Genomic DNA, 13,544 nt, shown 5'->3' with positions numbered 1-13,544 from the left:
CCTGGAGCATGGGGGTGACGCAATGAAAAAGTATAACAAAATAACTCCCGAAGGGACGAGGGACCTGCTTTTTGAAGAATGTCTGGTAAGACGCCATGTTGAAAAAACGCTTACCGATGTTTTTTCGGCCCGCGGATTTAACGAAGTGGTAACTCCGGGGTTGGAATTCTACGACGTGTTTGACCCTGAATTTTCGGGGATCGGACAGGAAGTCATGTATAAAATGTCGGATAAACGGGGCAGGCTTGTTGTAATGCGCCCTGACTCAACTCTTCCTATTGCCCGGCTTGTGGCAACAAGACTGCAAAATCTTCCGAAACCGATACGGCTCTTTTATACACAGCCGATTTACCGGAATAATACGGCTTTGACCGGGCGCAGCGATGAAACCGTACAAACTGGGATTGAAATGCTTGGCGCGCAGGGAATGCGTGTCGATCTGGAAGTCATTGTTACGGCGGTTGAAGCATTGAACCGGTGCGTACCGAATTTCCGTTTTGAATTGGGCCACGCCGGTTTTTTCCGGGCTTTGGCGGAGCAGCTTCCCATTTCTGAAGATCAACGGGAGGACATCCGCCAGGCGATTGAATCAAAGAATTATGCGGCGCTCAATACAATTCTAGACGGTTTGGCGCCTTCCAGGCAGGTTACGGCGATGCGGTCGCTACCGCGCCTGTTCGGCGGTGAAGAAGTTTTTGACCGCGCCGCTTCCTTCTGTTTAGATGAAAAATCCGCGAATACGCTTACCTATTTGCATGATTTATACCGCGCTTTAATCCAGTTCGGGCTTGGGGACAAGATCATTGTGGACTTGGGCTTGGTTCAAAGAAACGATTATTACACAAATATTGTTTTCAGCGCTTATGTGGAAGAATGCGGGGACGCTGTACTGCTTGGCGGACGCTATGACGAGCTGCTGAAACGGTTTGATACACCGATGCCGGCCATTGGTTTTGCGATCAATGTAGACGCCATTTCGAAAATCCTGCTGGGAAGTGGCAATGCCGAAAAAGTTTTACCCGCGGATGTCCTTGTGCATGGGGAGACTGGCTTCGAGATTCAGGCTTTACAATATGCTTCCGAACTTGTTCAAAAAGGTTTGAAATGTGAAAACAGTATTTTTGAGGAACGGTCAAAAGCATTGGAATACGCAAAAATCTGCGGAATAAAACGTGTGGACTGTATTGGAAATACGATGGAATCAATCGCGATCGCACAGGATGGAGAAAATTATGAAGCCACTTAGAATTGCCTTGACAAAGGGCAGGTTGGAAAAAGACACAGTTGCGCTGTTCGAGAAAATCGGCTTTGACTGTACCGCATTAAAAAATAAAGGCCGGAAGCTGATCCTGCCGGTTGGCGGCCATCAGTTTGAGGTTGTGCTTGCAAAGGCGGCGGATGTGATTACTTACGTCGAACACGGCGTTTGCGATTTGGGCATCGTCGGAAAAGACACCATTCTGGAAATGGGAAGCAGCTTTTACGAAGTGCTCGACCTAGGCTTCGGAAAATGCAAATTTGCGCTTGCCGGCCCGAAGGGTACGGATTTTTTTGGCGGATATTCCGCAAAGACCATTGCGTCAAAATATCCCAATGTGGCAAGAAATTTCTTTGAAACCAAAGGAATGGATGTCCGGATTATTAAAATCGAAGGCTCCGTGGAGCTTGCCCCCCTGCTTGGACTGTCTGACGCAATTGTCGATATCGTGGAAACCGGCTCTACGCTAAAAGAAAACGGTCTGGAAGTCATTGAAACCATCTGCGATGTTTCCGCAAGGCTGATTGTGAATGCGGCAAGCCTGAAGCTTCGGAAAGCCGAAATTGAGAGTCTTGCGGAGAAAATGGATAGGGCAAAGGAGGGAAAGCTGTGATTCGGGTTGTAAAAGAAGGCGGAAGCATTGGCATTGACTTTATCCGGCAATTAAAACTGCGCAGCGAGGAAACAAATAAGCAGGTGGAAGCCGCCGTAGCGGAAATTATAGAAAATGTCCGGACGGACGGCGATAAGGCACTCCTTGCTTATACAAAGAAATTTGACGGCAGAATCCCTGATAAAATGGAAATCCGTCGGGATGAAATCAAGGCGTTGGCAGACCGCTGTGAGCCTGCATTTTTAAACGCCCTCCAGAATGCCGCGGATAACATCCGCGATTTTCATATGCGCCAGAAGCAGCAAAGCTGGATGAATACCCGTTCCGACGGCGTAATTATGGGACAGCGGATCCGGGGCCTTGCAAAGGTTGGGATTTACGTGCCGGGCGGCACGGCGGCCTACCCTTCTTCGGTGCTTATGAACGCGATTCCAGCAAAAATTGCGGGCGTGGACGAAATCGTTATGGTTACGCCTCCGGGCAAAGACGGGAAGCCGAATCCGGAAATTATGGCGGCGGCGCTTACCGCGGGGGTTGACCGGGTCTTTTTGGTTGGGGGCGCGCAGGCGGTTGCCGCCCTCGCTTTCGGAACGGAAAGCATCCCGAAGGTTGATAAAATTGTTGGCCCGGGAAATATTTATGTTGCGACCGCGAAGAAGCAGTTGTACGGAACGGTCGATATTGATATGATCGCCGGGCCGAGTGAAATTTTAATTATTGCCGACGAAACCGCTAATCCGAAATTCCTGGCGGCCGATCTGATGTCACAGGCGGAGCATGACGTGCTTGCGTCCGCAATCCTGCTGACTCCTTCGGAAAAAATTGCGGAGCAGACCGTCGCGCAGATATACGAGCAATTAGAGCACCTTTCGCGCAAGGAGATCATTCGCCAGTCCCTTGACCGCTTCGGTGCGGTAATTCAATGCCGGGATGTGGATGAAGCGGTTGCGTTTGCGAACGAACTGGCGCCCGAGCATTTGGAAATCTGCGCGGCGAATCCGATGGAATACATCGGAAAGATCGATAACGCGGGTTCCGTCTTTTTAGGGAATTTTTCGCCTGAGCCCCTCGGCGATTATTACGCCGGCCCGAATCATGTCCTTCCGACAAGCGGTACGGCAAGATTTTTCTCTCCGCTTTCCGTAGACAGCTTTATCAAAAAATCCAGTTTCATTTATTACACGGAGGAAGCAATGAAAGCAGCCCAGGAAGATATTATCCGGCTCGCGAAGGCGGAAGGCCTGACTGCCCACGCAAATTCAATTGAAGTGAGGCGTTGATTTTGGGATACGAGTTAAATGAAAAAATACGCGATTTAAAGCCATACGACCCGATAAGCGGGGATTTTCCCGTACGGCTGGACGCGAACGAGTCGTTCATCCAAGTACCGCAAAAAATATTACAGAAGATTTCGGATGCTGTTCTTTCAATTCCATACAACCGGTATCCGGACCCGCTTGCAAAGGAACTTTGTGAAAGCTTTGGAAATTACTATCATCTCAATTCGGGTTTGGTTACTGCCGGAAACGGTTCTGACGAATTGATTTCGGTGATTTGCAGCGCATTTTTGATGAAAGGCGACACGATGCTCACGATGTCCCCGGATTTTTCCATGTACCGCTTCTACGCCTCCATTGCCGAAGCAAAAGCCGAATTGTATTACAAGAAGCCCGACATGACCATTGATGTTGATAAATTAATTGCCATGGCAAACAGCAGCAATGCGAAACTAGTGATTTTCTCCAACCCATGCAATCCAACTTCGCTCGGCTTAAAAAGGGAGGATGTCCGGCGGTTGGTTACTTCCGTAAACGCCCTTGTGGTTCTTGACGAAGCCTATATGGATTTTTGGGATGAATCTTTGCTGGATGAGGTGGTAAGCTACGATAACCTGATAATCCTTCGCACATGTTCCAAAGCATTTGCAATGGCGGGAATCCGGTTGGGCTTCGCGGTTGCGAACCGGGAACTGACCAACGCGATGAAGGCGGTAAAATCTCCGTATAATGTAAATACTCTGACGCAGAAGGCAGGCTTCGTTATTTTACAGGAAGGGCAATGGCTGCGCTCCTGCATTGAAGAAGTCAAAGCCTCGCGTGATATGCTTTATGAAAGGATGAGCATTCTCGAAAGCAATTACGCCCAGAGGATGCATGTATATCCTTCTGTTACCAATTTCCTATTCGTAAAAATGTCTCAGGCGGATGATGTCTACTACCAACTTCTGAAATCCGGTATCGCCGTACGGTATTTCGGGGATTTTCTAAGAATCACCGCCGGAACAAAGGAAGAAAACGAAAAATTCCTTCTGGCGTTTGAAAAAGCTATCCGCTTGTAAAAGAGGTGTATCCATGAGAACGTCCATTCAAAAGAGAAAAACGAAAGAAACCGATATTTGCGTCGAACTGAATCTTGACGGAGGGGAAACGGAAATCTCTACGGGAATCGGTTTTTTTGACCATATGTTGCATTCTTTTGCTGTTCATGGCGGGTTTGGTTTGAAAATTCGGGCAAAAGGCGATTTACAGGTTGACGGGCACCACTCCGTGGAGGATGTGGGGATTGTGCTGGGGAAGGCTTTTGCACAAGCGCTTGGAGACCGTTCCAGTATTGCCCGTTTCGGTTCTTTTTTTATTCCTATGGATGAAGCGCTCGCTTTTGCCGCCGTGGATATCAGCGGCAGGCCGTTTCTTGTTTTTCAGGCGGATTTTCAGCAGGAACGCGTCGGCGGGTTCGATACCTGCCTGACAGAGGAATTTCTGCGCGCCTTTGCGATAAATGCCGGTATTACGTTGCACACCCGGGTGAAATACGGCGCGAATGCGCACCATGAAATCGAAGCCTTAATGAAAGCGGTTGCCCATGCTTTGCGGCTGGCGGTTACCCAGACGGGTGCCGGCATGCTGTCTACGAAGGGCTGTCTTTCCTAATTTCAGGAGGTTCCAATGATTCTTTTACCTGCCATTGATATCAAAGACGGCGAATGCGTACGCCTTGTAAAAGGAGATTATGCAACCGCGCATAGGGTTGCTGCAGATGCCGAAAAGACCGCGGACAGCTTTCGTACCGCCGGGGCCCAATGGATCCACATGGTCGATTTAGACGGCGCGAAGGTGGCGGAACCGGTGAATTCAGAGCTGATTTTCAAAGTCGTGAAAAATTGCGGCTTGAAGGTCGAGGTTGGCGGGGGCATACGCAGCCAAAAGACGATCAGCCATTATATTGACAATGGTGTTTCGCGGGTGATTTTAGGTTCCGTCGCATTAAATAATCCCGCGCTTGTGAAGAAAGCGGTTCTTCAATATGGAGAAAAAATCGCTGTCGGAATCGACGCGCGAAACGGGAAAGTTGCCGCGCAGGGCTGGACGGAAACTTCAGATATCGATTACATTGAACTGGCGAAGCAAATGGAACAAATTGGTGTAAAGTATATTATTTTTACAGATATAAGCCGGGACGGAACCCTTTCCGGACCGAACCTTGAAATGCTATATGCGCTGAACCATGCCGTAACTAGCAATATTATCGCAAGTGGCGGCGTCGGAAACCTTGAAGACATCGCAAATTTGCGGGATTTGGGCCTTTATGGCACTATTTGCGGAAAGGCGATTTATTCTGGCGATCTGGATTTGCAAGCCGCGATCTGCTTATGTGAGGACTGAACATGAAAACAGAAATAGATGTAAAGTCAAAAGACTTTATAGATAAATTTTTTGAAAAGTCGGAGCTGATTCCGGCCATCATACAGGAGTTTGAAACGAACGAGGTTTTAATGCTTGCCTATATGAACCGTGAATCCATGCGAAAAACATTAGAAACCGGATACACTTGGTTTTACAGCCGCTCAAGGCAGGAGCTTTGGAATAAAGGAGCAACTTCCGGACATTTGCAGAAGGTCGTGCGAATTTACGGCGACTGCGATAATGACACACTTTTGGTAATTGTAAAGCAAACTGGCGCCGCCTGCCATACGGGCGCGCACAGTTGTTTCTTTTATGAGATTTGGAGGGATTCTGGTGAATGATGTTTGGCAGGAACTGTACAAAACCGTGCAGAGCAGGAAAGAGAGTCACCAAGAGGGTTCTTATACCAGCTATTTGTTTGAAAAAGGAATTGACAAAATTTTAAAAAAGTGCGGGGAAGAGTGTAGTGAAGTGATCATCGCGGCAAAAAACGGCGACAATGCCGAAACCGTACTTGAAATTTCCGATATGCTTTATCATCTGACTGTTTTAATGGTAAACCAGGGAATCAGCCTTGAAGATGTAGAAACGGAACTGGAGAAACGTAGCAAAAAAACGGGGAACCTGAAAACGTTCCATCAGGTTGATAAAAACAGTTGACAAAAGGCCGGCACAATACGCCGGCCTTTGCTATTTCCAATTGTAAAAATCTTTTAAAAACCAGATTTCTTTTGCTTCATACTTTTGATTGTTCAGGTAGTTTAAAATTCCCGCGTCGCTTGAAAAGGTGAATTTTAGCCGGTAGGAATACAGCGCCTGATAAGGAAAACCGGTTTTCTTGTTCAATGCGTTTGTTCCGTATTTTCCGTCCCCGGCAATCGGATGGCCGATGGACGCTAAATGTGCGCGGATTTGATGGGTTCGACCTGTCAGCAGTTCGACTTCTAGAAGGCTGAAGTCGACCCTCTCGTCCAACACGCGGTAGCGGGTGCGGATCGTTTTTGTCCCTCTTGACGCTTTCTTGGATATATAGACACGATTTTGACTTTCATTCTTTTCCAGGAAAGCTTCTAAAGTGTCCTCGCTCTTTTCCATCCTGCCATTTACGATACACAGGTACAGCTTTTTCATTTCACGGTTTTTCACTTTTTCATTCATTATACGGAGCGTTTCGGCATTTTTCGCCGCCATTACAATCCCGCCAGTATTCCGGTCAATCCGGTTAATGAGGGCGGGGGCGAAGGAATTTTCGTCCTCCGGACGGTATTCCTGTTTTTTATATAAATAATGTTGTATGCGCGCAATCAGGGAGTCAAAATGATAATTTTCGTCCGGGTGGACAATCAGCCCCGGCTTTTTATCTAAAATCAGGATGTTTTGATCCTCATAAAGGATATTCAGCTTGTCCGGAGCCTTCAGAAAATCATATTCTTCCGGTTCCTGCTGAAAAAATTCGTCTTTTAAATACATTGTCAGGACGTCGCCCTCGCTCAGACGGGTTGAAATTTCACATCGCTTTCCATTCAGCTTGATATCCTTTTTCCGGATACATTTATACATCATGGACTGCGGAAGGTTATGGAAGGTTTTGGTTAGAAATTTATCCAGTCTTTGTCCGGCGTCATTTTTTCCGATTACTATTTCTTTCATATTTTTTAAGACCGCTCCTTAATATAAGGATTTGCCGTAAATACCTCAAATATGTGTAAAATTATAACATAGATCAACGAATACGGAAAGATTAAATGCTTTGCAAAAAAGACATTTTAGTATATAATAAAATGAAATGTGATTAAGGAGAAGAGCTGTTTATGATAACACAGAAGAGAGTTATGGAAATCTTACAGGAAGCGGGGGTATTGCTCGAAGGGCATTTCAAATTAACTTCCGGAAGACATAGCAATAAATATTTGCAATGTGCAAAAATATTTCGAAATACAAAATACAGCGAGGAGCTTTGCTCCGCCCTTGCGGAAAAGTATCAGAACGACAACGTGCAAATCGTAATCGGACCGGCAATGGGCGCGGTGCAAATGGCTTATGAGGTAAGCCGCTCCCTGCATTGCGAAAACTTTTTCACCGAACGGGATGAAAACGGCAAAATGACTTTGCGGCGGGGGTTTGCCGTTACACCCGGCGACAGAGTCCTGATTGTAGAGGATGTTGTTACAACCGGCGGTTCCGTCCGCGAGGTCATTGACCTTGTGAAGGAAGCGGGCGGCGTGGTTGTTGGCGTAGGCTCTATTGTAGACCGCACCGGAGGAAAAATTGATTTCGGCGTGCCGTTTAAGGCCGTTATATCTGTAGATGTGCAGTCCTGGGAGCCGGAAGAATGTCCCCTCTGTAAGGCCGGTGCGCCGGCACCCGTAAAACCCGGAAGCCGAAAAATATAAAAATAGGGGGCAGGCGCCGTTGGTTCAAAACAAGGATGGCCATGAGAAAAAGGCAAATGCGGCCAAGCCTGTTCATACTGGACACAGAGAACGAGTAAAAAACAAGTTTCTGAAAGAAGGACTTGACGGCTTTGAACCGCACGCGGTTTTGGAATTGCTTCTTTATTATGGAATCCCATTAAAGGACACGAATCCGATTGGACATGCTCTGCTGCAGAAATTCGGTTCACTTTCTGCGGTGTTCGACGCACCGTACGAAGAGCTCCTAAAAGTGGACGGAATGGGTAAGTCCGCCGCTACGCTGATAAAATTAATCCCACAGCTTTGCCGTAGGTACCAGGAGAATTTGGACAAGGACAAAGTCATGATTTTCAGCTATGAGGAAGCCGGCAGAATTTTGGTCAATAAATTTATCGGCCGTCCCGAGGAAGTCATTGTCCTCATGCTTCTGGACAGCAGAAACCGGATGATTTATTGCAGCGTTATGAACGAAGGGACGGTAACGACGGCAAACATTTACGTGAAAAATATTGTCCGGCTTGCCGTTCAATATAACGCGGCCTATGCGATCCTTTCGCATAATCATCCAAGCGGGGATTGTATGCCGTCCAGGCAGGATCTTCGTTCAACCGAATGGATCAGCGAAGCGCTGAAAACAGTAGAAGTTAAATTGATTGATCATATTATCGTAAGCGGAAATGATTTCTTTTCTATTGCAAATAGTGGTATTTTACCGGAGGTTTTTGATTCCGGAATCGATACGGAGTAGACTATGGATTTTAAATTGGTTTCAAAATATCAGCCGAAGGGTGATCAACCCAAAGCAATTCAACAGCTTGTTGACGGGATTTTACGAGGCGATAGGGAACAGACGCTTCTTGGCGTTACCGGCTCCGGAAAAACGTTTACAATGGCAAATGTCATTGCAAAACTGAACCGCCCGACGCTGGTTCTTGCGCACAATAAAACGCTTGCGGCACAGCTTTGTTCCGAGTTTCGTGAGTTTTTCCCGGAAAATTCGGTTGAGTACTTTGTAAGCTATTATGATTATTACCAGCCGGAAGCGTATATTGCCACGACGGACACCTATATTGAAAAGGATTCTGCGATTAACGATGAAATCGATAAGCTGAGGCACTCTGCTACCTCAGCTCTTTCGGAGCGCCGCGATGTAATTATTGTCGCCAGCGTATCCTGTATCTACAGCCTCGGCAGCCCAATTGATTACCGTACAATGGTTATTTCCCTACGCCCGGGAATGCAGAAGAGCAGGGACGAACTACTTCGCAAGCTGGTCGAAATACAATACGAGCGGAACGATATCAGTTTAACCCGCAATAAGTTCCGCGCACGGGGCGATGTTGTAGAGATTTTTCCGGCTCAGTCAAACGATACGGTTATCCGCGTGGAATTTTTCGGGGACGAAATTGACCGGATCAGCGAAATCAATGCTTTGACCGGAGAATTAAAAGCCGTCTTGAAACATGTTGCCATTTATCCTGCGTCCCACTATATTGTACCCAAAGAAAAAATGCAACGTGCGGTCAAAGAAATTCTAGAGGAAATGGAAGAGCGCGTTGCAAACTTTAAAAGCAGGGATAAACTGATTGAAGCGCAGCGGATCCGGGAGCGTACGCTGTATGATGTCGAGATGCTGCAGGAAATCGGTTTTTGCAAAGGGATTGAAAATTACTCACGCGTATTGTCCGGACGGGAGCCAGGAAGCGCGCCGTTTACTCTTCTGGATTATTTTCCGAAGGATTTTTTGCTATTTGTGGATGAATCGCATGTTACTCTGCCCCAGGTCCGTTCCATGTACGCCGGCGACCGGGCGCGCAAGGAATCGCTGATTGAATATGGGTTCCGGCTTCCGTCGGCTTACGACAACCGTCCGCTGAATTTTGATGAATTTTACAGTCATTTGAATCAGGCTGTTTTTGTCAGCGCAACTCCCGGCGATTTTGAAAAGGAAAAATCAACCCAGATTGTGGAGCAGGTAATTCGCCCCACCGGCCTTGTCGATCCGGAAGTTATTGTGAAGCCCACGGACGGGCAAATCGACGACTTGATTTCGGAAATCAATCTGCGAACCGCAAACGGGGAGCGCGTTCTTGTAACGACATTAACGAAGAAAATGGCGGAGGATCTGACCTCATATCTGGAGAGTATGGGAATCCGCGTGCGCTATATGCACCATGATATTGATACGGTTGAACGCATGGAAATTATCCGCGACCTGCGCCTTGGCGAGTTCGACGTGCTGGTCGGAATCAACTTGCTGCGCGAGGGGCTGGATATTCCGGAGGTTTCCCTCGTTGCCATTTTGGATGCAGATAAGGAAGGATTCCTACGTTCGGAGCGCTCGCTGATACAGACGATCGGCCGCGCCGCGCGCAACGCGCACGGACAGGTCATCATGTATGCCGATTCCGTCACACCTTCCATGGAGTCGGCAATCCGGGAAACGGAACGCCGTCGCGCGCTCCAGACGGCTTACAATAAGGAGCATGGCATCGTTCCGAAGACGATTACCAAGAAAGTATCGGAAATCCTTGAAATTTCGACGCATAAAGAGGATGATAAAGAGAAGAAGCAGAAGCGCTTAAGCCCGGCCGAACGCATACGGATGATTGAGCAGCTTACAAAGGAAATGAAAGCGGCTGCAAAGCTGCTTGAATTTGAACACGCGGCTTATCTACGTGATAAAATCAAACAGCTCAGCGGCGGCAAATGAGCATGGAGGTTTCAATTTAATGACGACAAAGAACATTTTTGTAAAAGGCGCGAGAGAACATAATTTAAAAAATATCGATATTGAAATTCCACGTGACGAACTGATTGTATTTACCGGCCTTTCCGGGTCGGGGAAATCCTCCCTTGCTTTCGACACGATCTATGCCGAGGGGCAGCGCCGTTATGTTGAATCGCTTTCTTCCTACGCACGCCAGTTCCTGGGGCAAATGGAAAAGCCGGATGTGGATTATATTGAAGGGCTTTCTCCCGCAATTTCCATCGATCAGAAAACAACGTCGAAAAATCCGCGTTCCACGGTTGGGACCGTAACGGAAATCTACGATTACCTGCGCCTTTTGTATGCGCGGATCGGGGTACCTCACTGCCCGATTTGCGGCAGAGAAATCAAACAGCAAACGATTGACCAGATTGTCGATCGGATTCTGAATTTACCGGAGGAAACGAAAATTCAAGTGCTGGCTCCGGTTGTCCGCGGCCGTAAGGGAGAGCACGTAAAAGAATTTGAAGCCGCCCGGAAGGGCGGCTTTGTCCGCGTTCGCGTGGATGGCATCATTTACGACCTATCCGAAAATATCAAGCTTGAGAAAAACAAAAAGCATACCATTGAAATCGTTGTGGACAGGCTCGTAATTCATCCATCGATTCAGTCGCGTTTATCGGACTCGATTGAAACGGCCTCCGCGTTGGCGGGCGGAATTACGGTTGTAAGCATTGTTGGAGGGGAGGACATTACGTTTTCACAGAACTACGCCTGCCCGGAACACGGCATCAGCGTAGAGGAGCTTTCCCCAAGGATGTTTTCCTTTAATAACCCGTTCGGCGCCTGCCCGAAATGCACCGGGCTCGGCGTATTTATGAAAATTGACCCGGATCTGATTATTCCGAACAAAGCACTTTCCATTAATAAGGGCGGATTAAAGGCGAGTGGCTGGGCCATGGAAGGCAGTACGATTGCCTCCATGTATCTTAACGCGCTTGCAAAGCACTATCATTTTTCTCTGGATACCCCAATCGGGGAGCTTCCGCCGGAAATTATCGATATTATCCTTTATGGTACGAAAGGCGAAAAAATCAAGGTGGAGCGCCGCAACGAATACGGAAGCGGCGTTTATGAGGTGGAATTCGAAGGGATTATCAATAATCTGGAGCGTCGTTTTCGGGAAACCCAGAGCAGTTGGATTAAGGAAGAAATCGAGGCCTACATGAGCGCAATTCCCTGCGACGCCTGTCATGGGAAGCGCTTGTCTCCCATCAGTCTGGGCGTAACGGTCGGCGGAATCAATATTAGTGATTTCTGCGACAAATCCGTCACACAGGCGCTGGATTTTCTCAATAACCTTACGCTTTCGAACCGGGAAGCCATGATCGCTTCCTCTATTTTAAAGGAAATCAAAAGCAGGCTGGGATTCCTGAAAAGTGTCGGGTTAGAGTATCTGACTCTTTCCCGTTCCTCTGGCACGCTTTCCGGAGGGGAGAGCCAGCGCATCCGTCTTGCTACACAGATCGGTTCCTCCCTCATGGGCGTGTTGTATATCCTTGATGAACCAAGTATCGGGCTTCACCAGCGCGACAATAACAAGCTCCTTGCCACCCTCAAGCACCTGCGTGATTTAGGGAACACCGTAATTGTGGTTGAACATGACGAGGATACCATACGTGCGGCCGACCACGTTGTGGATATCGGCCCCGGTGCGGGAATTCACGGCGGGAATGTCGTGTTTAACGGCAAGATGGAGGATCTTATCAAATGTGAAAAATCCATAACCGGACAGTATCTGAGCGGTGCGAAAAAGGTCGAGGTTCCCAAAACCCGGCGCAAGGGCAACGGGAAAAAGCTCGCGATTCTGGGAGCGGCCCAGAACAACCTGAAGGATGTGGATGTGGAAATCCCGCTCGGCGAGTTTGTCTGCATTACCGGGGTTTCCGGTTCCGGAAAATCCTCGCTGATCAATGAAATCCTGTATAAATACCTTGCTTCGGAGCTTAACGGTGCGAAATGCCGCCCGGGCGCGTTTAAAGCGATTAAGGGTGTTTCGGAACTGGACAAGGTGATTCAGATTAACCAATCCCCCATCGGAAGAACACCGCGCTCCAACCCAGCAACCTATACGGGTGTGTTTACGGATATACGCGAGCTGTACGCTTCCACACAGGACGCCAAGCTGCGCGGTTTCAATTCGGGCCGTTTTTCCTTTAATGTAAAAGGCGGGCGTTGCGAAGCCTGTCAAGGCGACGGCATTATTAAAATTGAAATGCATTTTCTTCCGGATGTGTACGTCTCATGCGATGTGTGTAAGGGGAGGCGCTACAACCGGGAAACGCTCGAAATCAAATATAAGGGAAAAAGCATTTACGACGTTCTGGAAATGACGGTGGAGGAAGGGTTGGAGTTCTTTTCCAGCATACCGAAAATCGCGCGGAAACTGAAAATCCTGCAAGAAGTAGGGCTGGGGTATATTAAAATAGGGCAACCAGCCACTACGCTGTCCGGCGGCGAAGCACAGCGTGTAAAGCTTGCCACCGAGCTTTCCAAGCGCCCGACGGGCAAAACCATTTATATTCTGGACGAACCGACAACCGGCCTGCATATTGCAGACGTCCACAAGCTGATCGAAGTCTTGCAGAAGCTGGTGGACAATGGCAACACGGTTGTAGTCATCGAGCATAATCTGGATTTGATTAAGACGGCGGATTATATTATTGATCTTGGACCGGAAGGTGGGGACGGCGGCGGCAGAGTGATCGCCAAAGGGGCTCCGGAGCAAATTGTGGAAGTAAAAGAATCCTATACCGGGCAGTATCTGAAAAAAATGCTGTAAAAAAGAACGGCTATCCAACAGCAA

Annotated in this window: 13 protein-coding genes; 12 read left to right on the top strand and 1 reads right to left on the bottom strand. The window is 48.0% G+C overall.

Going from position 1 to position 13,544, the window contains the following annotated elements:
* Nucleotides 1-22 precede the first annotated feature (22 nt).
* From hisZ to hisE, 8 genes are read left to right on the top strand one after another with little or no spacing between them, the layout of a single operon-like run.
* Nucleotides 23-1,246, top strand: coding sequence for an ATP phosphoribosyltransferase regulatory subunit (hisZ, locus tag P9B68_RS01120; RefSeq protein WP_277668311.1), 1,224 nt, complete (start codon nt 23-25; stop codon nt 1,244-1,246).
* A complete protein-coding gene (hisG, locus tag P9B68_RS01115; protein WP_277668310.1) occupies nt 1,233-1,871 on the top strand; it encodes an ATP phosphoribosyltransferase in 639 nt (212 codons plus the stop codon). The genes hisZ and hisG overlap by 14 nt, the downstream gene beginning before the upstream one ends.
* Nucleotides 1,868-3,151 (top strand): histidinol dehydrogenase, encoded by a 1,284-nt coding sequence (gene hisD, locus P9B68_RS01110; protein WP_135659168.1) that lies wholly within the window; start codon nt 1,868-1,870, stop codon nt 3,149-3,151. Before hisG ends, hisD begins: the two co-directional genes overlap by 4 nt.
* Before the next feature lie 2 nt (nt 3,152-3,153).
* Nucleotides 3,154-4,209 (top strand): histidinol-phosphate transaminase, encoded by a 1,056-nt coding sequence (hisC, locus tag P9B68_RS01105; protein WP_277668309.1) that lies wholly within the window; start codon nt 3,154-3,156, stop codon nt 4,207-4,209.
* Nucleotides 4,210-4,222: 13 nt separating this feature from the next.
* Nucleotides 4,223-4,801 (top strand): imidazoleglycerol-phosphate dehydratase HisB, encoded by a 579-nt coding sequence (gene hisB, locus P9B68_RS01100; protein ID WP_135659172.1) that lies wholly within the window; start codon nt 4,223-4,225, stop codon nt 4,799-4,801.
* Between the two features lie 15 nt (nt 4,802-4,816).
* Nucleotides 4,817-5,533, top strand: coding sequence for a 1-(5-phosphoribosyl)-5-[(5-phosphoribosylamino)methylideneamino]imidazole-4-carboxamide isomerase (gene hisA / locus P9B68_RS01095; protein ID WP_277668308.1), 717 nt, complete (start codon nt 4,817-4,819; stop codon nt 5,531-5,533).
* A gap of 2 nt (nt 5,534-5,535) precedes the next feature.
* On the top strand, nt 5,536-5,895 hold the full coding sequence (gene hisI, locus P9B68_RS01090; protein WP_135659177.1) for a phosphoribosyl-AMP cyclohydrolase: 360 nt from the start codon (nt 5,536-5,538) through the stop codon (nt 5,893-5,895).
* Nucleotides 5,888-6,214 carry a phosphoribosyl-ATP diphosphatase gene (gene hisE, locus P9B68_RS01085; RefSeq protein ID WP_207669562.1) on the top strand — a complete coding sequence of 109 codons (327 nt, stop codon included), beginning with the start codon at nt 5,888-5,890 and terminating at the stop codon, nt 6,212-6,214. Before hisI ends, hisE begins: the two co-directional genes overlap by 8 nt.
* Before the next feature lie 30 nt (nt 6,215-6,244).
* On the opposite strand, the gene P9B68_RS01080 is transcribed toward hisE, so the two are convergent.
* Nucleotides 6,245-7,204, bottom strand: coding sequence for an RluA family pseudouridine synthase (locus P9B68_RS01080; protein ID WP_135659180.1), 960 nt, complete (start codon nt 7,202-7,204; stop codon nt 6,245-6,247).
* A gap of 161 nt (nt 7,205-7,365) precedes the next feature.
* Between P9B68_RS01080 and pyrE the strand changes: the two genes are divergently transcribed.
* The 4 genes from pyrE to uvrA are packed head-to-tail and all read left to right on the top strand — an operon-like array spanning nt 7,366 to nt 13,520.
* The gene (gene pyrE / locus P9B68_RS01075; RefSeq protein ID WP_135659182.1) at nt 7,366-7,947 is read left to right on the top strand and encodes an orotate phosphoribosyltransferase; all 582 of its coding nucleotides are present in this window, start codon (nt 7,366-7,368) and stop codon (nt 7,945-7,947) included.
* A gap of 19 nt (nt 7,948-7,966) precedes the next feature.
* A complete protein-coding gene (locus P9B68_RS01070; protein ID WP_135659184.1) occupies nt 7,967-8,716 on the top strand; it encodes a JAB domain-containing protein in 750 nt (249 codons plus the stop codon).
* 3 nt (nt 8,717-8,719) lie between these two features.
* Nucleotides 8,720-10,681, top strand: coding sequence for an excinuclease ABC subunit UvrB (gene uvrB, locus P9B68_RS01065; protein ID WP_277668307.1), 1,962 nt, complete (start codon nt 8,720-8,722; stop codon nt 10,679-10,681).
* Nucleotides 10,682-10,700: 19 nt separating this feature from the next.
* Nucleotides 10,701-13,520 (top strand): excinuclease ABC subunit UvrA, encoded by a 2,820-nt coding sequence (gene uvrA, locus P9B68_RS01060; RefSeq protein ID WP_277668306.1) that lies wholly within the window; start codon nt 10,701-10,703, stop codon nt 13,518-13,520.
* Nucleotides 13,521-13,544 lie beyond the last annotated feature (24 nt).

This window comes from Caproiciproducens galactitolivorans (assembly GCF_029266045.1).
Lineage (GTDB): Bacteria > Bacillota > Clostridia > Oscillospirales > Acutalibacteraceae > Caproiciproducens > Caproiciproducens galactitolivorans.
The sequence above is the reverse complement of the archived record's forward strand: the minus strand, read 5'-3'. Positions and strand labels throughout refer to the sequence as shown.